Origin of the sequence: Lichenicoccus sp., assembly GCF_965276875.1 — a bacterium.
Taxonomy (GTDB): Bacteria; Pseudomonadota; Alphaproteobacteria; order Acetobacterales; family Acetobacteraceae; genus Lichenicoccus.
In genome coordinates this window covers 3,253,390-3,272,828 of sequence record NZ_OZ255701.1, presented here as the reverse complement: position 1 = coordinate 3,272,828, position 19,439 = coordinate 3,253,390, and the positions used below count along the sequence as shown (strand labels likewise).

General features: G+C 67.4%; 17 protein-coding genes and 1 other RNA gene. 8 read left to right on the top strand and 10 right to left on the bottom strand.

The features are described 5' to 3' along the window. Positions 1 to 7: 7 nt before the first annotated feature. Both ACQY4K_RS15860 and ACQY4K_RS15855 read left to right on the top strand, forming a co-directional pair. Entirely contained in the window at positions 8 to 751 is a 744-nt protein-coding gene (locus ACQY4K_RS15860; protein ID WP_428391152.1) for an SDR family NAD(P)-dependent oxidoreductase, read from the top strand. A 75-nt stretch (positions 752 to 826) separates the two neighbouring features. Further along, positions 827 to 3,370 (top strand): MGH1-like glycoside hydrolase domain-containing protein, encoded by a 2,544-nt coding sequence (locus ACQY4K_RS15855; RefSeq protein ID WP_428391151.1) that lies wholly within the window; start codon positions 827 to 829, stop codon positions 3,368 to 3,370. A gap of 21 nt (positions 3,371 to 3,391) precedes the next feature. Here ACQY4K_RS15855 and ACQY4K_RS15850 read toward each other — a convergent pair whose 3' ends face one another. Together ACQY4K_RS15850 and ACQY4K_RS15845 are read right to left on the bottom strand one after the other, a co-directional pair. Beyond that, positions 3,392 to 4,594 carry a sensor histidine kinase gene (locus ACQY4K_RS15850; RefSeq protein WP_428391150.1) on the bottom strand — a complete coding sequence of 401 codons (1,203 nt, stop codon included), beginning with the start codon at positions 4,592 to 4,594 and terminating at the stop codon, positions 3,392 to 3,394. After that, a complete protein-coding gene (locus tag ACQY4K_RS15845; protein WP_428391149.1) occupies positions 4,591 to 5,874 on the bottom strand; it encodes a sigma-54-dependent transcriptional regulator in 1,284 nt (427 codons plus the stop codon). The genes ACQY4K_RS15850 and ACQY4K_RS15845 overlap by 4 nt, the downstream gene beginning before the upstream one ends. A gap of 129 nt (positions 5,875 to 6,003) precedes the next feature. On the opposite strand from ACQY4K_RS15845, the gene ACQY4K_RS15840 reads away from it, so the two are divergent. Genes ACQY4K_RS15840 through ACQY4K_RS15825 form a run of 4 tightly spaced genes read left to right on the top strand, consistent with a single transcriptional unit; the run spans position 6,004 to position 11,732 of the window. Beyond that, on the top strand, positions 6,004 to 7,281 hold the full coding sequence (locus ACQY4K_RS15840) for an efflux RND transporter periplasmic adaptor subunit (protein WP_428391148.1): 1,278 nt from the start codon (positions 6,004 to 6,006) through the stop codon (positions 7,279 to 7,281). Positions 7,282 to 7,292: 11 nt separating this feature from the next. Further along, positions 7,293 to 7,973 carry an ABC transporter ATP-binding protein gene (locus ACQY4K_RS15835; RefSeq protein WP_428391147.1) on the top strand — a complete coding sequence of 227 codons (681 nt, stop codon included), beginning with the start codon at positions 7,293 to 7,295 and terminating at the stop codon, positions 7,971 to 7,973. After that, the gene (locus ACQY4K_RS15830) at positions 7,973 to 10,426 is read left to right on the top strand and encodes an ABC transporter permease (protein ID WP_428391146.1); all 2,454 of its coding nucleotides are present in this window, start codon (positions 7,973 to 7,975) and stop codon (positions 10,424 to 10,426) included. Before ACQY4K_RS15835 ends, ACQY4K_RS15830 begins: the two co-directional genes overlap by 1 nt. Next, the gene (locus tag ACQY4K_RS15825) at positions 10,419 to 11,732 is read left to right on the top strand and encodes a TolC family outer membrane protein (RefSeq protein ID WP_428391145.1); all 1,314 of its coding nucleotides are present in this window, start codon (positions 10,419 to 10,421) and stop codon (positions 11,730 to 11,732) included. Before ACQY4K_RS15830 ends, ACQY4K_RS15825 begins: the two co-directional genes overlap by 8 nt. On the opposite strand, the gene ACQY4K_RS15820 is transcribed toward ACQY4K_RS15825, so the two are convergent. The 7 genes from ACQY4K_RS15820 to ssrA form a co-directional block, all read right to left on the bottom strand. Then, complete coding sequence (locus ACQY4K_RS15820; protein ID WP_428391144.1) at positions 11,713 to 11,973, bottom strand: hypothetical protein; 261 nt, start codon at positions 11,971 to 11,973, stop codon at positions 11,713 to 11,715. The two genes, ACQY4K_RS15825 and ACQY4K_RS15820, sit on opposite strands and share 20 nt — an antisense overlap. Continuing rightward, a complete protein-coding gene (hpnI, locus tag ACQY4K_RS15815; protein ID WP_428391143.1) occupies positions 11,970 to 13,154 on the bottom strand; it encodes a bacteriohopanetetrol glucosamine biosynthesis glycosyltransferase HpnI in 1,185 nt (394 codons plus the stop codon). Before hpnI ends, ACQY4K_RS15820 begins: the two co-directional genes overlap by 4 nt. Next, positions 13,151 to 14,152, bottom strand: coding sequence for a lysylphosphatidylglycerol synthase domain-containing protein (locus ACQY4K_RS15810; protein WP_428391142.1), 1,002 nt, complete (start codon positions 14,150 to 14,152; stop codon positions 13,151 to 13,153). Before ACQY4K_RS15810 ends, hpnI begins: the two co-directional genes overlap by 4 nt. Then, positions 14,142 to 14,534 (bottom strand): VOC family protein, encoded by a 393-nt coding sequence (locus ACQY4K_RS15805; protein ID WP_428391141.1) that lies wholly within the window; start codon positions 14,532 to 14,534, stop codon positions 14,142 to 14,144. The genes ACQY4K_RS15810 and ACQY4K_RS15805 overlap by 11 nt, the downstream gene beginning before the upstream one ends. Positions 14,535 to 14,536: 2 nt before the next feature. After that, a complete protein-coding gene (locus ACQY4K_RS15800; RefSeq protein WP_428391140.1) occupies positions 14,537 to 16,192 on the bottom strand; it encodes a fumarate hydratase in 1,656 nt (551 codons plus the stop codon). 33 nt (positions 16,193 to 16,225) lie between these two features. Next, entirely contained in the window at positions 16,226 to 16,774 is a 549-nt protein-coding gene (locus tag ACQY4K_RS15795) for an SspB family protein (protein WP_428391139.1), read from the bottom strand. A gap of 84 nt (positions 16,775 to 16,858) precedes the next feature. Next, positions 16,859 to 17,192: a transfer-messenger RNA gene (gene ssrA, locus ACQY4K_RS15790) on the bottom strand. Positions 17,193 to 17,198: 6 nt separating this feature from the next. On the opposite strand from ssrA, the gene thyX reads away from it, so the two are divergent. Together thyX and ACQY4K_RS15780 are read left to right on the top strand one after the other, a co-directional pair. Continuing rightward, entirely contained in the window at positions 17,199 to 18,116 is a 918-nt protein-coding gene (gene thyX, locus ACQY4K_RS15785; protein WP_428391138.1) for an FAD-dependent thymidylate synthase, read from the top strand. A gap of 1 nt (position 18,117) precedes the next feature. Further along, positions 18,118 to 18,297, top strand: coding sequence for a hypothetical protein (locus ACQY4K_RS15780; protein WP_428391137.1), 180 nt, complete (start codon positions 18,118 to 18,120; stop codon positions 18,295 to 18,297). 5 nt (positions 18,298 to 18,302) lie between these two features. Here the strand turns inward: ACQY4K_RS15780 and ACQY4K_RS15775 are convergent, their stop codons facing one another. After that, entirely contained in the window at positions 18,303 to 19,400 is a 1,098-nt protein-coding gene (locus ACQY4K_RS15775) for a P-loop NTPase (RefSeq protein WP_428391136.1), read from the bottom strand. Positions 19,401 to 19,439 lie beyond the last annotated feature (39 nt).

Sequence of the window (19,439 nt, the reverse complement as noted above, 5' to 3'; positions counted from 1 at the left end):
AAAAGCTATGGGTAGGATGCAGGACAAGGCGGTGGTGGTGACCGGGGCCGCCCACGGAATCGGGCGCGCCACCGCCATGCTGTTCGCCGCGGAGGGCGCGCGGCTGATCATCAACGACGTCAACGAGGCGGCACTGGAGATAGTGCGCGCGGAGATCGCCGCCGGTGCTCAGGTCCGCGGCGTTGTCGGCGACGTCTCCGACAGCAAGGATGCCGCGGCGATGATCGCGGCCTGCGTCGATGCCTATCAAAGCATCGACGTGCTCGTCGCCAATGCCGGGATCATACCGGAACTGGATGTGCTGAATGCCACCGCCGAGGATTTCGACCATGTGATGGCGGTCGACGGGCGCGGCATGTTTCTCACCTGCAAGTTCGCCGTCGAGGCGATGCTCAAGACCGGCGGCGGCGCGATCGTCTGCCTATCGTCGATCTCCGGCGAAGCCGGACAAAAGGGCCAGGCGGTCTACGGCCCGGCCAAGTTCGTGGCCTCTGGGATCACCAAGCATCTCGCGGTGGAACTCGCGACACGCGCCATCCGCGTCAATGCGGTCGCCCCAGGCACGATCGCCACCGAAGCCGTCAGGAAACTCTCCGTCGACTACATTGCCGGTGTAAAGGCGATGCACCCGATGGCCCGACTGGGACAGCCGGAAGAGGTCGCCCAGGCAATCCTGTTCCTGGCCTCCGACGCCGCCTCGTTCATCACCGGTGTGGTGCTCCCGGTCGACGGCGGCTATCTCGCCCAGTAAGGAAGATTAACGTCTTCTTGACACCCATCCTTGTCCGTTCGAGCATTGAAAAAAAGCCGGATGGGGAGGCAGACGATGCGCGGAATCCTTCATGCGACGGCGCTGGCTGGTTTGCTGCTTGCGGCCCAACCGGCGTCGGCCATCGATCCGCCGCAGCCTTTTCCAGGTGCCGCACCAGGCGGTACGGACTTCCTGAACAAGTCGGCGCTGCTCGGACCGGTCAACGACCCTGACTGGTTTCTCCACAATATACCGTTCCTCGACGTGCCGGATTCGCTGATCCAGCAGGTCTATTACTACCGTTGGCAGACCTATAAGGAGCACCTGATCTATACGGGCTCGATCTATGGCTGGCTGTCGACGGAATTCCTCGCGCCGGTCTCGTATGGTGCGCCCTATGGCGGTGTCGACGCGGCAGCCGGGCACCAGACGATCGAGGGACGCTGGCTGCGCGACCAGCAATACGTCAAGGACAACATCAATTATTGGCTGGACGGTCCAGGACAGTTCCCCAAGCCGCAAAATTACGCGGACAACCCGGATACGTCGGACTGGGCGCACGAATACAGTTTCTGGATCGCGAGTGCCGTGTGGCAGGTGTATCTGGCACACGGCGATCTGGGTTTCGCCAAGTCTCAGCTTGACCACCTGGTGACGCAGTATCGTGGCTGGGACAATCACTACAATTCGACGCTCGGGCTCTATTGGCAGGTGCCGGTCTGGGACGCGACCGAATTCACCCCCGCCTCCTATGAGTCGAGCGATCCCTATCATGGCGGCGCCGGCTACCGGCCGACCATCAATGCCTATCAATTCGGCGACGCCACGGCAATCGCCAGCATCGCGGCATTGTCGGGAGATGGCGCCACCACCTTTGACTACCTCAAACGGGCGGCTTCGCTGCGCCGCAACATGCAGGCACGGCTGTGGGATCCCAACAGGCATTTCTTCTACGACATGCCGCGCGACAACAATCCTACGATGGCGCTGCTGGATACGCGCGAGGAAGAGGGCTTCGTGCCCTGGATGTTCGATGCAGCACTGCCCCAGGATGCGATCGCTTTGGCTGAACTCAAGGACCCGGAGGGCTTTGCCGCGCAATTCGGCCCGACGACGGCGGAACGGCGCAGCCGCTGGTTCGACTACCAGGACGCGAATTGCTGCCATTGGGACGGCCCGTCCTGGCCATACGAGACGGCGCAGACCCTGACCGGGCTTGCCAACCTGCTCGACGACTACCCGCCGCAACTGACCTTCACCCAAGGCGACTATGTCAATGCACTGCACACCTATGCGGCGACACAGTTCCGCAACGGGGTTCCCTACGTCGCCGAAGCCCACGACGCCGACGCCAATGACTGGATTTACGACAGCTACGATCACAGTGAGGACTACAACCACTCCACGTTCAACGACAACGTCATTGCCGGGCTGATCGGACTGCGCGGAGAGCCCGGCGACGTGCTTGTCCTTCGCCCCTTGGCACCGGCGAGCTGGGATTATTTCGCGCTGGAAAACGCACCCTATCACGGCCACAACGTCACCGTGCTGTGGGATCGCGGGGGCGCCCGCTACAAGCAGGGCGCCGGGCTGAGCGTCTATGTCGATGGCAAGCGGGTCGCCGCGCGACCGACCCTGGGCGTGCTCGCGGTCGATGTCGGACACCCGATCACGCAAAGCAATGCCTGCGGCGTTGTCGATATCGCCACGAACAGCCAGCGCTTCGCCTACGGCACGCAACCCTTCGCCAGCTACACCTCGCCCTATGACGATGTGTGGAGAGGCATCGACGGTGTGGTGTACCGGACCGGGATTCCCGAGAACAGCCGCTGGACCTCGTATGCCTCACCCAACCCGACCGATTATTACGGCATCGATTTCCAGCGCGACGTAACGCTCTCGGACGTCCGCGTGACGTTCTACGACGATGGCGGCGGCGTGCGGGTGCCGAACAGCTACGATCTGCAATATTGGACTGGCACCGCCTGGGCCACGGTGCCGAACCAGGTACGGCAGGATCCAGCGCCCGTGGCCAACGCCACCAACAGGATCACCTTCCCGCCGCTGACCACGAGCCGGATACGCGTGCTGGCCGCCAACGCCGGCGGCGGCACCGGCTGGGGGATCCAGGAACTGCAGGCGTTCAGCCGGCCGATCTTCCAGATCAGCAACGTCAATAGTGGGCTGGTGCTCGGCGTGCAGGCGGCGTCTCGTGCGGACGGCGCGCAGGTGAAGCAGTTCCAGGATACCGGCACGAACGACCATCTCTGGATCCTGGCCGATGCGGGCGGCGGCAGTTTCACCATACGCAACATGAACAGCGGCCTGGTGCTGGGGGTCAGCGGCAATTCGACCGCGGACAGTGCCCTGATCGCGCAACAGCAGAGCGGCGACGGTGCGTCCAGCCAACTCTGGAGCTTCATCGATCGCGGCAACGGCCAGTTCCTGATCAGGAACAAGCATAGCGGCCTGGTGCTCGGCGTCAGCCAGGAGTCGCACGACAGCGGCGCGAATGTCGTGCAGTTCGAGGATAACGGAACCCCCGATCATCTGTGGCTGATGGAGAGCGCCCGCGACCCACTCAACGCCGCCGGCGACGCGGGCTGCCCCACGCCCTGAGCCGCACCCGCGCGGCCAGCTCTACAGCGTCAACAGGAACGAGGCGCCGTGATCCGGCGTCGGTGGTAACAACAGCAGTGCGCCACCGTGCAGGCGGGCAATCTGACGGGCAAGACCGAGCCCGATGCCCGTGCCGTCCGGGCGGCCGCTCTGAAATGGCTGAAAGATCGTCTCCTCAAGCCCGGGCGCTATGCCGTCGCCGCTGTCGGTCACCCGGATCGCCACGCCATCGCCCTGGGCTGAGCCATCCAGCGTTACCCAGGGCGGCCGTGCCGAGCCGTTGATGGCGGCGTCCGCGGCATTGGCCAGCAGGTTGAGCAGGGCCTGGGCGAGCTGATCGGCGTCGAGCCTGGCGACGAGATCGGGCTCCGGCAAGCATAGCGTCAGCTGCACCTCGGGCCAGCGCGAGCGGAACAGGTCGCCGGCATGCTGCAGGAGCGCCGCGATGGAGGCGGGCTGCAGGTCCGGCGGCGGCAGCCGTGCCAGGCGACGATAGTCGCGGACAAAACGTTCCAATCCGCTGGCGCGACGCAGGATGGTTTCCAACGCGTCACGGGCCTGCGCCAACTGCTCGGGTCCGCCATCAGCCAATAGCGCGTTCGCGCTCTCGGCGAGCGACGTGACCGGCGTCAGCGAGTTCATGATTTCATGGCCCAGCACCTGCAGCAGATCCTGCGCCGCCTGCGCCTCCGCCACCTGCAGCTCGGCTTCGATGTCGGTCAGTATGGCGAGGCGCAGCATGCCTCCCGCTCCGGTGCTGCTTGCAATCGACAAGGCGTAGCTGCGCGCCTGTTCGCTGGATTTATCGACGGAGAGTTTCAGCACGGTACGCTGGCCCGGCCTGATGCGTTCGAGAGCGTCACCGATCGACGGCGGCAGCGAGGAGATGCGGTCATCGGTCGCGAACAGACGGCGGGCGGCACGGTTGACCGCCCGGACCGCGCCGTCGCCGGCAATCATCAGCAGGGCGGCCGGCGTCTGGTCCAGCATGGCGCGCAACTGGCGCCGTTCTGTCTCGGCGAGCCACGCCGCCTCATGCGGCGGAGCGGGTGCAGGTGCTGCCGCGAGACGCCGCTCCTGCCTGAGCATGACTATGGCGACCCACAACGCCGCCAACAGCATGACGAAACCGGACGCGAACAGGTGCCACGACCAGGCAAGGCAGGCGAGCGCGCCGCAGCCGAACAACAGCAGGGCGGCGACAGCGCTCGCGCGCCCGCTCAAAGCCCGTGCCGTGCCATGCGCCGGTAGAGGGCGGCGCGGGTCAGCCCAAGCTCGCGGGCGGCGTGACTGACATTGAAGCCGTGGCGGCGCAGCGCCGCCTGGACCAATGCTTTTTCGGAACGACGAAGATGCAGGTCGCCCTCTCCGGGTGGCGCCACCGCTTCCGAAACGGACGCCGGCACCGGAATGTCATGCGCCTCGATCACCCCGTCGCGGGCCAACAAGGGGGCCAGGAGTGCTGCCTGCTCAACCGCCCGCAGCAAGCCGCGCAGATTATCGGCAAAATGCCCGGCGGCGAGTGCGGCCAGGGCCGCGTCCGACAGGCTCAACGCGCCCAGGCGGTGGCGCAACGCCGCGCGACGCAGCGCATGTTCGGCGAGCCGCCGCGCATCATCGCCTCGTTGGCGCAACGGCGGCAGCAGCAGCTCGACCGCGCCAAGCCGGTCGAGCAGGTCCGGCAGCAGGGCCGCGTGAAGCGTGGATCGGTCGCGGCGGCTGGTGGTGATCACGCGCAGCGCCGGGTGCGACTGGAGCCGGTCAAGCAGGCGACGCTGCAGCGCCATGGGGAGTGCGGACACCTCCTCGATGAGCAGCGTATCGCTGTCGTCGAGCGGCGCCAGCGCTGCATCCAGTCCGCTTTCGCCCAATGCCGCCGCGTCCAGCACGTGCAGCGTCCTTCCCGACCGTGGCGACAGCCGGTGGATGGTGCGCGCCAGCAGGCTCTTGCCGGTGCCGGCCTCACCGAGCAGCACCAGCGACGCATCGGTCAGCGCGATCCGTGCGGCCTGGTCCAGCACACGACGCATGGCGGGACTGTCGCCGATCAGCGGCGTCTCGGCCTGTGCTCCGGCCACTGGACGACTACGACGGCGACGCAGTGCCGCGGCATCGCTCAGGGTGGCGAGCAGTCGTTCGTTGCTCCAGGGCTTCATGACGAAGTCGGCGGCACCCGCGCGCATCGCGGCCACCGCGATGGCGACGCCGCTATGGCCGGTCACCACCACCACGACCAGGTCGGGTTCGTGCGCCAGCAGCCGTTCGAGGGTGGCGAGACCCTCGGCGCCGGTAGTCGCACCCGGCCCGAAATTCAGGTCGAGCAGCACCACATCGACCGGCCGCTCCGCGAGCAGGCTGAACGCCTCGTCCGGCGAGCGCGCCTGCAACAAGCCGAAGCCACGTCGCGGCAGCAACAGGGCCGCGGATTTCTGCACGTCGGCATCGTCATCGACGAACAGCACACGCGGCGGCGCGGAGGCGGGACTTGACAGGGTCTGGCTCATGTTCGGTTCCGGACACCTTGTTCAAAAGCGGACAGCGACGCCAATACGACAGCGAAAACCTGTTGCCGAACAACGTGTTAGCGGGCGACCGGCAAGGCGCTAGACTAGACCTGCACGACAAGGTCCGCCATGCCTCAATCCAGTCCCGCCAGCATGGATCGCAGCGTTCCCCGAGGCCGCTGGGTCCGGTGGCGGCGATGGCTGATCCCGGCCGGCCTGGTGCTGGCGGTGCTCGCCGCCGGGTTTGCCGCAAGCTGGGTGCCGCAGGCCGGCACGCTGGCGGTGTCGTCCAGCGATATCAGCGTCGGTGAGGTCAAACGGGCGCCGTTCCAGGATTATCTGCCGGTGCGCGCAACGGTGGCGCCGCTGCACACGGTCTATGTCGGCGCCGTCGAGGGCGGCACCGTGCGGCATGTCGCGGTGCAGGACGGGGCCAGCGTCAAGCCGGGTGACGTGCTGGCCACCCTGTCCAATCCGCACCTCCGGCTCGACGTGACCGCCAAGGAGGCGGCAATCGCCGGCCAGCTCGGCGGCGTCACCAACCAGCGCTTGTTGCTGCAGCAGAACCTCACCAGCGAGGACAATGCCGTGGCCGAGGCAAGCTACAACCTGCTCAAGGCGGAACGTGAACTGTCCATCCGCCGCGGCCTGCACCGCCAGGGCTTTGAGTCCGATTCCGGCCTGCGCGGCTTTGAAGACGAAGCCACCTACGACACCGCCCGTCTGGCGACGCTGCGCCAGGCCCGGTTGCGTGACCGCGAGGTCGCCCGCCGTCAGCAGGCCGAGATCGCGCGGACGGTGTCGATGCTGCACGACAACCTCGCGGAGGTCGGCGGCAATCTGCGTGCGCTGACCTTGCGCGCCCCGGTCGCGGGCAGGCTCACCGACTTCTCCCTGCAACCCGGCCAGACTTTGAAACAAGGCGACCAGATCGGTGAGATCGACAGCATTGATGCGTTCCGTCTCGATGCCGATATCGACGAGTTCTATCTCGGCCGTGTCGCCGAGGGACAAGCAGGAACGGCCGATCTCGACGGCACGATAGCGGAGCTGACGCTGTCGCGGGTCAAGCCGCAGGTCAAGGCCGGGCAGTTCTCGGTCGAGCTGACCTTCGACCACGCACCGCCGCCGGGCCTGCGTCGTGGCGAAAACATCGATTGCCGGCTCACGCTCGGCCGCACGCAGACCGCTTTGGTGCTGCCGAACGGACCCTGGCTGGAGAGCGGCGGCGGCAGCAGCGCCTTCGTGCTGGATGCAAGCGGACGCCATGCGGTGCGCCGGCCGATCAGCGTCGGGCGACGCAATCCCGAGCAGGTCGAGATCCTCTCCGGGCTTGCTGCCGGCGAACGGGTCATCACCTCGTCCACCGCCCAGGACCAGACCTACGCGCGACTGCTCATCCGGTGAGGAATACGGCGATGATCACCCTGTCCGGAATCAACCGGCTGTATCGTACCGACGAGATCGAGACCACGGCGCTGCAATCGATCGATCTGGAAATCGAGCGCGGCGAGTTCGTCGCCGTCATGGGGCCGAGCGGCTGCGGCAAGTCGACGCTGCTCAACATCCTGGGCACCATCGACCGACCAAGCAGCGGCCAGTACCGCTTCGACGAGACCGATCTCACCGGATTGCCGGAAGCGGGCCTGGCGGCATTCCGACGCGACCATCTCGGCTACGTGTTCCAGAGCTTCAACCTGATCGACGAGCTGACGATCGACGAGAATGTCGAGCTAGGCCTAATCTATCGGAAAGTCCCTCGCCAGGAGCGGCGCGCGCGGGTGGCTGCCGCGATGGACCGGGTCGGGATCGCGCATCGCGCGCGGCACATCCCGAGCCAGCTCTCCGGCGGCCAGCAGCAGCGCGCCGCGATCGCGCGCGCCATCGTCGGCGATCCCGCGCTGATCCTTGCCGACGAACCAACCGGCAATCTCGACACCGAGAACGGCGCCCAAATCATGGACATCCTGGCGGCGCTGAACGCCGAGGGATCGACCATCGTCATGGTGACGCACTCGCCGAGCCACGCCGACCTCGCGCGCCGCCGCATCGACATGCTCGACGGCCGCGTCGTGCTCTCCGTTCGGGGCGCGATCTGATGCTGGCGCACGCCTTGCTCAGCTTTACCCGCAATCTGGCCCGGCACCGGTTCTATGCCGCCATCAACGTGCTGGGACTTGCCGTGGGCATCGCCGTGTTCCTCGTATTGATGCTGGTGGTTCGTTACGAAAATAGCTTCGACCGCTGGCTGCCGCACGCGAACGACGTCTACCGCCTCGACACCACCTGGACGCTGCCCGGCGAGGCCACCGTGGAGTTTCCCGACACCTCTTACGTGGCTTTGCCCCTGCTGCTTGCCGACTTTCCGGAAATCCTCGCCGGCGCGCGCCTGTCAGGCACTCGCGAGACGATCTCGATCGGCAGGACGGTCGACAGCCAGATCGTCCAATACACCGACCCGAGTTTTTTCAACGTGATCGCGCTGCCGCTGGTGGCCGGCAGCCGGCGCGACGCCCTTGCGGCACCCGGCGATCTCGTCATCAACCAGAGCCTGGCGCGAAAATATTTCGGCACGACCCGGGTGATCGGCCGGACGCTGGACATGACACGCGACGGTCATCGCGCCTCCTACATCATCTCGGCGGTGATGAAGGATTTGCCGACGAACACGACCCTGGAAATCTCGATGCTGACCCCGCTCACCCCGGCCGTCGAGAAGGATGTGCGTGCCTTTCGCGCCTGGGGCGACGACGCCGGTCCGACCTATCTTCGCTTCAAGAACCGTGCGGACGCGCGAAGGGTTGCGGCGGCCCTGCGCGCCTTTGTTGCACGCCGCGCGGCGGGAAGCGGCCAGGATCAATTGGGCGTCCATCCTGAGGATCAGTTAAAACTGTCCCTGGTCAAGCTGACCGATGCGCATTTCCATCTGGTTGGTTTGGGAATGGGCGGGCTCATCGTGGACCCGCGTGTCGTCTTCAGCCTCGGCGCGGTCGGTGTTCTTGCCTTGCTGATCGCGGCGATCAACACCGTCAATCTGGCGACGGCACGCGCCGGTCTTCGCGCCCGCGAAGTGGCCCTGCGCAAGGTGATGGGAGCGTCGCGCCGGGCGCTGCTGGTGCAGTTCCTGGGCGAGTCCACAGCCCTCGTCGCGTTGTCCGCCGTCATCGGGCTCGCGGGCGCGGAGTTGGCGGTGCCGATGCTCAATACGCTTGGCGGCTGGAGCCTGCGCATCGACTACCCGGTGGTGCTGTCCTGGCTCGCGCTGCTCGTGCTGGTGGTCGGCATCGGTGCCGGGCTGTATCCGGCGCTGCTGCTCGCAAACTATCGACCGGCGGCGGTGCTGGCGTCGGTTCGGCTGCCGTCCGGCGGACGGCTCGGGCAGCGGCTGCGCACCCTGCTAGTGCTGATACAGTTCGCCTGCGCGACCGGCTTTGCGATCTGCACGCTGGTGATCAATGTGCAGGCGAACTTCCTGCGCCGTGCGGATCGCGGGTTCGATCGGCAGGGCCTGATCCTGGTGCTGAGCACGGCGCCCGAGGATTTGGAGCCGAGGCAGCGCGTCATCCTGGATGCCTTTCGCGGCGTGCCCGGCGTTACCGCCGTAACAGAATCGGACCGCATGCCGGACAGCACCAATTCCAGCAATCAGACGATCTTTCCGCCCGGCTGGACCGGACAGGCGCCGAGCATGCAGGACGAGCAGGTCGGACCGGACTATTTCCGCACCTACGGCGTTCAACTGCTCGCTGGCAGAGTGTTCGACGCGGCCCATGGCGATGACGACCAGGCCAATCGCCCGACCAGCACGCGGCTCTCGACCGTCCTGAACCGCAAGGCGGCGCTCATGCTCGGCTGCGCCAACCCTGGTAACGCGATCGGTCACAGCTTCGGCATGCAAAGCCCGACCGGACGAAAGACCCTGACCATCATCGGCGTGGTGCGGGATGTGCGCTTCATGTCGCCACATGATCCGATCGCGCCGGAATTTTATCTCTACAACTCCCAGCGGGTCGAAGGCGGCATCGCGGCAGTCCGCTTCCAGGGCGTTTCCCGACAGGAAATCCTGGGGCGCCTGCAAGCGGTATGGCGCAAAATGGTGCCGGGACAGCCGTTCCGGGCGGAGACCGCGAACCAGCGACTGAGCCGCTTCTATCGTCCGGACCAGCAGCGGGCGCGGCTGTTCTCGATGGGGTCGATCCTGGCGCTGGCGATCGCCGCCGGGGGGCTCTACGGGCTTGCCGCCTTCGGCACTGCGCGGCGGATGCAGGAGATCGGCATACGCAAGGTGCTCGGCGCCAGCGCCACCGACATGCTGCTGTTGCTGGTCGGGCAGTTCGTCCGGCCGGTGCTGTTCGCAAACCTGATCGCCTGGCCGGTTGCATGGGCGGCAATGCGCATCTGGCTGTCAGGCTTCAACCAGCGCATCGGGCTGTCGCCGGGCTACTTCGTTGTCGTAACGGTGATTGCCGTTGCAATTTCGATCCTCACCGTGTTGGGCCAGGCTTGGCGGGTGGCCAGGGCAGAGCCGGCCAGGGCGCTGCGCTATGAGTAGGTGGCAGCTTGTTATGGTGTGCCTGTTGTGCGCGGCCGGCCCAGCGCGGGCGGAGACGGTGCAGGACGCGCTGGCGCTCGCCTGGCGCGGCAATCCCACGTTGCGCGGCCAGCAGGCGACGCTGCGCGCCACCAGCGAGACCGCGGTTCAGGCACGCAGCGGATGGCAACCGGTGGTCACCGCGACGCTGGATGGCGGCTATCTGCGCGCACCCTTCGACATCTTCGACTACGCGGCCGGGACCGGCGAGAGCAATGACGTGGAGGCGCTGCTGACCGTGCGCCAGCCGCTGTATAGCGGTGGCCGCATCGCGGACAGCGTGCGGGCCGAAGAGACGCGCATCAAGGCCGGGCGGCAACAGTTTCGGCTGGTGCAGGCACAGGTTTTTCGATCGGTGATCGGCGCCTACATGGACGTGCTGCGCGACCAGGACATCCTCGCCGTGCGGCGCGCCGATATGACGACACTGGCGCGCGAGGTGGCCGAGGTCACCGCGCAGTACCGGCTTGGCGCGCGGGTGACACGCACCGATGTCGCTCAGGCCGAGGCGCAGCGGCGACAGGCGGTGGCGTCTCGCGATGATGCGTCGGCGCGGCTTGAGGCGAGCCAGGCCGCCTTTCGCGCCGTGGTGGGGGAAGCCCCCGGAGACCTGGTGGCACCAGCGGTCCTGCCCGGTTTGCCGAACACGCTCCGTGGCGCCCTGGCGCTGACCGAAGCTGACGGGCCGGCAGTTCTGCAGAGCCGGCTTGCTGCCCGTGCCGCGAATCAGGACGTGTCCACGACGCGGGCCGCCTACTTCCCGACGATCAGCGCGCAAGGGTCTGTTGGATATATCGGGCCGGCCGCGCCGTTCCGCGGCCGCGGCTACGATCGCGAGGTCACCGGGCTCGTCACCCTGACCCAGCCCTTGGTGACCGGCGGCCTGATCGCCTCCGAGGTGCGCCAGGCGAAGGATCATGCCGAGGCATTCGATCAAGCCGCCGACACGGCCCGTCGCCAAGGCATGCAAACGGTCGTCACCGCCTGGAGCCAGGTGCAGCGGGGCCTGGATGCGACGCGTGCCAATATCGCGCAGGTCCGGTCGGCTACGGTCGCATTGTACGGCACCCAGCTCGAATACGGGGACGGCCTGCGCAGCACGCTCGACGTGCTCATTGCCGACCAGACCCTGCGTGCGGCCCAGATATCCCTCGCCGAGAGCAGGCACGACACCATTGTCGCCGAGGCAGCGTTGCTGGCGGCAACGGGTCGACTGGACGTCCGGCTCCTGGCTCAGGCGGCCGGGCTCAATCGAAGGCGCCGATGACCACAGCCGGAACGACGTCGTTGGGGGCGGAGTCGTCGACCAGGGTTGCGATCAGGGCAAGCAGCGCCTGTTGTTCGGGACCCTGGCCGCGCGCCAGGAAGGCGGCGATGTCGAGCATCGACGCGCTGCCGCCGGAGGGCACGTTGGGGGTGTGGCGGACGAGGACGCGGGGGCGGTCGTGGATGAGATGCCACTGGTCGCCATTGGCGCTGGCGTAGAGCAATCTCGAATTGGGCATCATACCATCCCTTCGGGCTCGAGTTCGGCCAGGACCTTCAGTCGCGCGGCTGGCCTTGCCTGCATGATATGGCCACGCCAGACCACCCGCGCACCCAGGAAGCTCACCACGATCTCGGCCACCGACATCAGGTCGCGCAGCGGCAGCAGCCAGAGCGGCAACGGCTGCCGCGACGATACCGCGCGATCGATCTTAATGGCGCAGCCGGCGCGCACCGCCCAGGCGACACCCAGCAGGATGGCGCTCCAGTCGGCGGCGCCGCTCAGGGTCAGCGCCAGCAGGCACCAGAACAGCGGGTATTGCAGGGTCGAGGCGGCAAAGCCGCACGGCTCCAAGGTGCGTATGGTGCGCGCCCAACGGAGTTCATGCTGCCAGAGTGCGGCGAGGCTGGGTTCGGACACCGCGGTGGCCGGCACCGTATCGGCCAGCGCGATGTTCAGGCCAAGCCCGCGCACCCGCTGGCCGAGCACGTTGTCTTCGGCGAGATGCACAGCCAGGCCGCCCAGGCCGCCGATCCGCGAGAGGGTGTCGCGACGCAGCGCCATCGTGGTGCCGAGGCAGTCCTGCCGCCCCAGCGCGCGCGACAGCAGCGCCCCGGGGAGAAAGGAGTGGGTGATGTGCATGACGCCCAGAGCAGCGCCGAGACCGGAGGCCGTGGGCAGGCCAGAGCACAGGGTGGTGACCAGCCCCGTCCCCGGCACGGCCAGAGCCGTGACGAGCCGCTCGAGATAGTCGTCGGCCACATGCAGGTCGCTGTCGGAGAACACCAGCAGCTGGTGACGTGCGGCGGGCAGCATGTTGATCAGGTTGCTGACCTTGCGGTTCGGACCGTGTATCTCGGCGTCGACGATCACCGTGATGTCGCAGGCCGGGAAACGCGCCCGCAACCGGCGCACGCAAGCCAGCGCCGGGTCGGCCGCATCCTGCACGCCAAAGACGATCTGGAATTGCGGATAATGCTGGGCGCAGATCGAGGCGAGCGCCGCCTCCAGCCTCGGCTCGTCGCCGCAAAGCGGCTTGAGGACGGTGACCGCGGGCAGCGAGGCACAGAGCTCCGGCTCGCGCGCATAGAAGCGGCGCACCAGGAGGGCGCCGCACAGCGCCAGCGCCAGGCTCGCGATGGCGGCGAGCCCGGCGAGCCATGCCAGGAGCGCGCTCAGGAATTCGGCGTCGTGCAGCATCATGCCGGCCGCCACCGCCACAGGCCGATACCAATCAGACCGACCGCGATCTCGCGGGCACGCTTGACCAGGGACAGCGACAGCCCCGCATCGGCGGGCAGACCAACGGCGAGTGCGGCCACTACGAAACCGCCCTCCTGCACGCCGATCGCACCGGGTATGAAGAAGCCGGCGCTGCGCGCGGCCATGCCGAGGCTCTCGATCACCAGCGCCTGCAGGACCCCCACGGGTACTCCGAGCAGATGCAGCACGATCCAGCTTTCGATGGTCCCCATTGCCCAGGCGGCGCCATGCAGGGCGACGCACCCGAACATGGCAGCCGGTGCGCGGTAGACGCGCTGCACCTCGGCATGCAGCCCATCGAGGGTGGCGCCGGCCAGTGCCGGCCAGCGCCGGGCGATACCGCGCGCCAGCGCCTCGAGCGCCCGCAGCAGGCCGAAGCGCTGCGCCAGCAGCAGGCTCACGGCGGTGACGACACCCGCGGCCACCGCCTCCCATTGCCCGCTCCATGTACCGGCGTGACCGGAGATCCAGGCAAGGACGCACAGGCCGGTCTGCAGGAACAGGATCTGCGTCAGCAGTTCCACAGTAACGTCTACGACGACGCTGGCCGCGGCCCGGCTGGACGGCACGCCGCGTCGCGCGAGCAGCTGCACGCCGACGATCTCGCCGCCAACCCCTGCCACCGGCAGCACGGAGTCGATCCCCTCACGCACCACACGCAGGCGCCAGAATGCGAGGACACCGGGGCGCTTGCCGCAGAGCAGGCTGCGCCAAGCCAGGCCGGCAATCAGCAACTGGCTGAGATGCAGCGCCACCAGGCCGGGCACCACCCAGAGTACCCGCGCCGCGTTCGCACCGACCACCGCGCCCCAGAGGGAATAGGCCGCTACACCGGCGAGCAGGACGAGCAGCAGCAGGATCGCCCATGATCGGCCCGGCGAGCGGTGCTGCATGGTGGTGGCACCCGGCAGCACCGCAAGGGCCGGGTCAACCGGCATAGCAGGCCAGTTCGACCAGGTTGCCGTCGGGGTCGTGGCAGTAGACGGAGGTGGTCGGGCCGAGCGCGCCGAGACGCGCCACCGGGCCTTCGATCACCGCGACACCGCAACCGGCGAGATGCTCGATGACATCATCGGCCTGCACGGCGGTGACGAAGCAGAGATCCTGGCCGCCCGGGAGGGCCGCGTCGGCCGTGGTCCAGCCTTCGGCGTCGGCCGGTCGCAGATTGAGCTTCTGGCCGCCAAAGCGCAGCGCGCAGCGGCGGTTGCGGCCATATTCCTCGCGCTCCATGCCGAGCACGCGCTGGTACCACGACGCGCTCACCTCGACCTCGCGACAGGTCACGACGACATGATCGAGGCGGTCGACAGTGAAGCGCATGGTCAGGTCAGCCCGTCGTAGAAATCGTGACCCTTGTCGTCGATGACGATGAAGGCGGGGAAGTCTTCGACCTCGATCCGCCAGACCGCCTCCATGCCGAGCTCGGGATATTCGAGCGGCTCGACGCTGCGTATGCAGTCCTGCGCCAGTCGGGCTGCGGGGCCACCGACCGAGCCAAGATAGAAGCCACCGTGACGCTGGCAGGCGTCGCGTACGGCGCGCGCGCGGTTGCCCTTGGCGAGCATCACCAGGCTGCCGCCGGCCTCCTGCAAGGCCGCGACATAGCTGTCCATGCGTCCGGCGGTGGTCGGGCCGAACGAACCGGTCGGCAGGCCGTGCGGCGTCTTTGCCGGGCCTGCGTAATAGACTGGATGGCGCTTGAGATAATCGGGCAACCCCTCACCGCGATCGAGCCGCTCCTTGAACTTGGCGTGGGCGATATCGCGGGCGACCACCACGGTGCCGCTCAGCGACAGCCGGGTCTTGACCGGATGGCGCGACAGCAGCGCGCGGATTTCGTCCATCGGCTGGTTGAGGTCGACCGCGACCACGTCACCGCCGAGCGCCTGGGCAGTCGCCTCGGGCAGGAAGCGAGCCGGATCGGTCTCGAGCTGTTCGAGAAACACCCCCTCGGGGGTGATCTTGGCCCTGATCTGGCGGTCCGCCGAGCAGGAGACGCCGATGCCCACCGGCAGGCTGGCGCCATGCCGCGGCAGCCGCACGACGCGCACGTCGTGGCAGAAATACTTGCCGCCGAACTGCGCGCCGATGCCTAAGCCCTGGGTCAGGCGGTGCACGTCGGCCTCAAGTTCGAGGTCGCGGAACGCGTGGCCTGCCTTGCTGCCCGCGGTCGGCAGGCCGTCCAGCCAGCGGGTGGAGGCGAGCTTGACGGTCTTGAGCGTCAGTTCCGCCGAGGTGCCGCCGATGGCGATCGCCAGGTGATAAGGCGGGCAGGCCGAGGTGCCGAGGGTGCGGATCTTGACCGCGAGCCAGTCGAGCAGCGTCTGCCGCGAGGCCAGCAGCGCCCGGGTCTCCTGATACAGGAAGGTCTTGTTGGCGGAACCGCCGCCCTTGGCGATGAACATCAGCTGCAGCTCTTCTGCATGGTGCTCGCCGGGGCTGGCCGCGATATCGAACTGCACCGGCAGGTTGTCGCCGGTATTGACCTCGTCGAAGGTGGTCAGCGGCGCCATCTGCGAATAGCGCAGGTTGGTCTCAGTGTAGGTGCGATGCACGCCGTGCGAGAGCGCCTCCTCCTCGTCGCCCTTCACCCAGACCCGCTGGCCCTTCTTGCCGAAGATGATGGCGGTGCCGGTATCCTGGCACATCGGCAGGATGCCGCCAGCGGCGATCGAGGCGTTCTTGAGCAGATCGAGGGCGACAAAGCGGTCGTTGGCGGACGCCTCGGGATCGTCAAGGATGGCGCGCAGCTGCGCGAGATGGCCCGGACGCAGCAGATGGCTGACGTCGCGGAAGGCCGCGAAGGCGAGCGCGCTCAGCGCCGCGGGCGCAATGCGCAGCACCGTGCCATCGCCGCAGGGTTCGCTGGTGACGCCCGCGATCTCGAGCTTGCGCCAAGGCGTTGCATCGTCGGCGAGCGGGAACATCGGCGTATAGAGAAAGTCCCGGCCGGTCGGGCGGGGTAATGTCGCATCCATCTCGTATGGTTTTCCTGGCGGTCGTAGAGCGTCTCAGTCGGGGGTGGGGCCACGTCGCCGAAAGGCGTCGAGGCTGACGACCTGAGTCGGCTCGTCCGCCCGTTCCGGCGGTGCGGCGGCAGCCGGCGGCGGCGGCTCGGAGGCAGGTCGAAGCGGCTCTGCCTCGGCAGGCGGTTCGGCGACGGTGAAGCGCAGCACCAGACGCACCTGCGGGTCGGCAAAGCCTGAGATCGCGTTGAAGGGGATCACCAGGGTGGAGGGCACCGAGCCGAACGACAGCCCGACGCTTATCCGACCGGCTTCGGGATCGACCTTGAGGTCCCAGTACTGATGCTGCAGGACGATGGTCATCTCCTGCGGGTATTGCGCGAGCAGACGGGTCGGAATCTGCACACCAGGGGCGGCAGTGCGGAAGGTGACGTAGAAATGATGGGCGCCGGGCAGGCCCTCGTTCTGCGCGTGCAGAAGCGCCTTGACCATCACCTCGCCGTAGGCCTGCTCGATCCATCGCTCGTAGGGCAACAGACTGGCCGGCAGCTCGGCATCCTCCGGCAAGCCGTCGCCGTCCGTCTCATCGCGCATCGGCCACTCTCCGTCGTCCGTGCACCCCCTGGTGCCACGTGCCTGCGGGGCCGGCAAGGCGGCGGGGACGCTACCGGCAACGTCAGTGGGGGGGCTTCTGTTGCCCGGTGCCCCCCCGAACCGCGCTTGTCACTTACGCAGCGACAGCGAGCGCCTCGAAATTATCGTTGGCACCTGTGTTTTAGCCCGATAACGGCGGTACAATGCCGGGCAAAAGATGGGTCTTTACCACGCGTGTCGAGCCTGTTTCGCCCCCATGCTCGTCCCTCCTTGTGACAGGAGCCGCCGAGGTATGGTGGAGGCGCCGGGCACTGCCCCCGGGTCCACAACGATTATTCCACGCACCGTTTATCGCCATAGTCGGATCAATTGACCTGACAACGCCATTATAGTGACAGACGCGCGACGATGCTAGACCGCTCGCATGAGCACGAGCATTGATCCCCAGACAAGCGAGTCGCAGACCGCGCCGTCAAGCCAGACCCGACGTGCCACGGTCCCTGCCCTCGAAGCGATCCTGGGCGACGGGATTGCGGTCCTCGACCACGGCTTTGTCCGGGTCGTCGACTATATGGGCGATGACGCCGCGATCGTGCAGGCGGCACGGGTGTCCTACGGACGTGGCACCCGCAAGGTCAGCGAGGACCAGGGCCTGATCCGCTATCTGATGCGCCACCGGCACTCGACCCCGTTCGAGATGTGCGAAATCAAATACCACGTAAAGCTGCCGATCTTCGTCGCGCGCCAGTGGATCCGTCATCGCATGGCCAGCGTGAACGAGGTGTCCGCCCGCTACTCGATCCTCGATCGCGAGTTCTACATCCCCGCCCCTGAGCACCTGGCAGCGCAGAGCCAGAGCAATCGTCAGGGCCGGGGGGCTACGCTGACCGGCGAGGCCGCGGCCTCGGTCATGGCGCTGCTGCGCGACGACGCGACCCGCAGCCATGCGCATTACGCGCTGATGCTGGACGAGCAGGACGGCTTCGGCCTGGCCCGCGAGCTCGCGCGGATGAACCTCACGCTCAACACCTATACCCAATGGTATTGGAAGGCTGACCTGCACAACCTGCTGAACTTCCTGGCGCTGCGCCTGGACGGGCATGCCCAGTACGAAATCCGTGCCTATGCCGAGACCATGCTGGACACGGTGCGCGCCTGGGTGCCGGCGGCCTGCGCCGCGTTCGAGGACTACCGTCTCGGCGCCTTCAGTTTTTCCGCCGCGATGCTGACCGTGCTGCGCCGGATGCTCTCCGGCGAGACCGTCATGCAGAGCGAGAGCGGCCTGACCAGGCGCGAGTGGGATGAGATGATGACGGTGCTCGCACCGACCCCTGCGCCTTGAAATGGACCAGCCCGACCGACCGCCACCCAAGCGCGACTATCTCGGCTTGATCGTGCTGGCCGCGCTGCTCGGCCTGATCGCGCTCGGGATTGCCATCTTTCCCAGGATCGAACGGATGATCGCCTACCAGGACTGCGTCGCCAGCGGGCATATCAACTGCGGCGGCCGGACAGGTCCCTGAATCGGCTACCGAAATCGCAGCAGCGCGCGCACCCGCTCGGCGACCGCGGCATAGGCACGGCCCGCGGGACTGTCCGGAGCGGCCGCCATCACCGGCGTCCCGGCGTCGGCACTGGTGCGTATTTCAAGCAGTAACGGGATTTCGCCCAGGAACGGCACGCCGAGCAGCGAAGCTTCGAGCCGCGCGCCGCCATGGCCGAACAGGTCGGTGCGGGTCCCGCAATGCGGGCACGTGAAGTGCGACATGTTCTCGACGATGCCCAGCACCGGCACCCGGGTCTTCTCGAACATCGCAACCCCGCGTCGCGCATCCAGCAGGGCGATGTCCTGCGGTGTCGAGACGATCACCGCACCGGCCAGCGAGACCTTCTGCGCCATGGTCAGCTGCGCATCGCCGGTGCCGGGCGGCATGTCGACCACCAGCACGTCGAGTGCGCCCCAATCGACTTCGCCCATGAGCTGGCCAAGTGCTCCCATCACCATCGGGCCGCGCCAGATCATCGCCGTGCGCTCCTCGACCAGGAAGCCGATCGACATCGTGCGCAGGCCCCAGGCCTCGATCGGCAGCATCAGCCCGTCGCGCACCTCCGGCTTGGTTGTGACCCCCAGCATGCGCGGCAGGCTCGGGCCGTGGATGTCGGCGTCGAGCAGCCCGACCGCGAGCCCCAGGCGCTGCAGACCGATCGCCAGGTTGACCGCGGTGGTGGACTTGCCGACGCCACCCTTGCCGGAGGCGACGGCGATGACCGCGCCGACGCCCGCCAGCAGCGGCGCCTTGGCGGCAGGCGCCGTCCCGGTGCGGATCGGCGCGTGCGCGGGCGGCGAAGGTGGCGGAGGTGGCGTAGAGGGCGCAGGTCGCGCCGGGCGATGCGCGGTCAGGATCGCGGTCGCCTGGCGCACGCCGGCGACCCGCGCGAGCGCCGCCTCTGCCTGCGTGCGCACCGCCTCCATCGCGTCCTGCTCGTCGCGCGCGGCACGGATGGCCAGATGCACCACGCCGTCGCGTTCGCCTAGGCTGTCGATACGCCCGCTCGCCGGGAGGTCGCGTCCGGACGCGGGATCGCTGACCTGCCGCAGGGCCTCCAGCAGAAGCTGTTCGATCATCACGGCTCTCCCCATCCTGTGACTTAAGGTAAGCAGCGG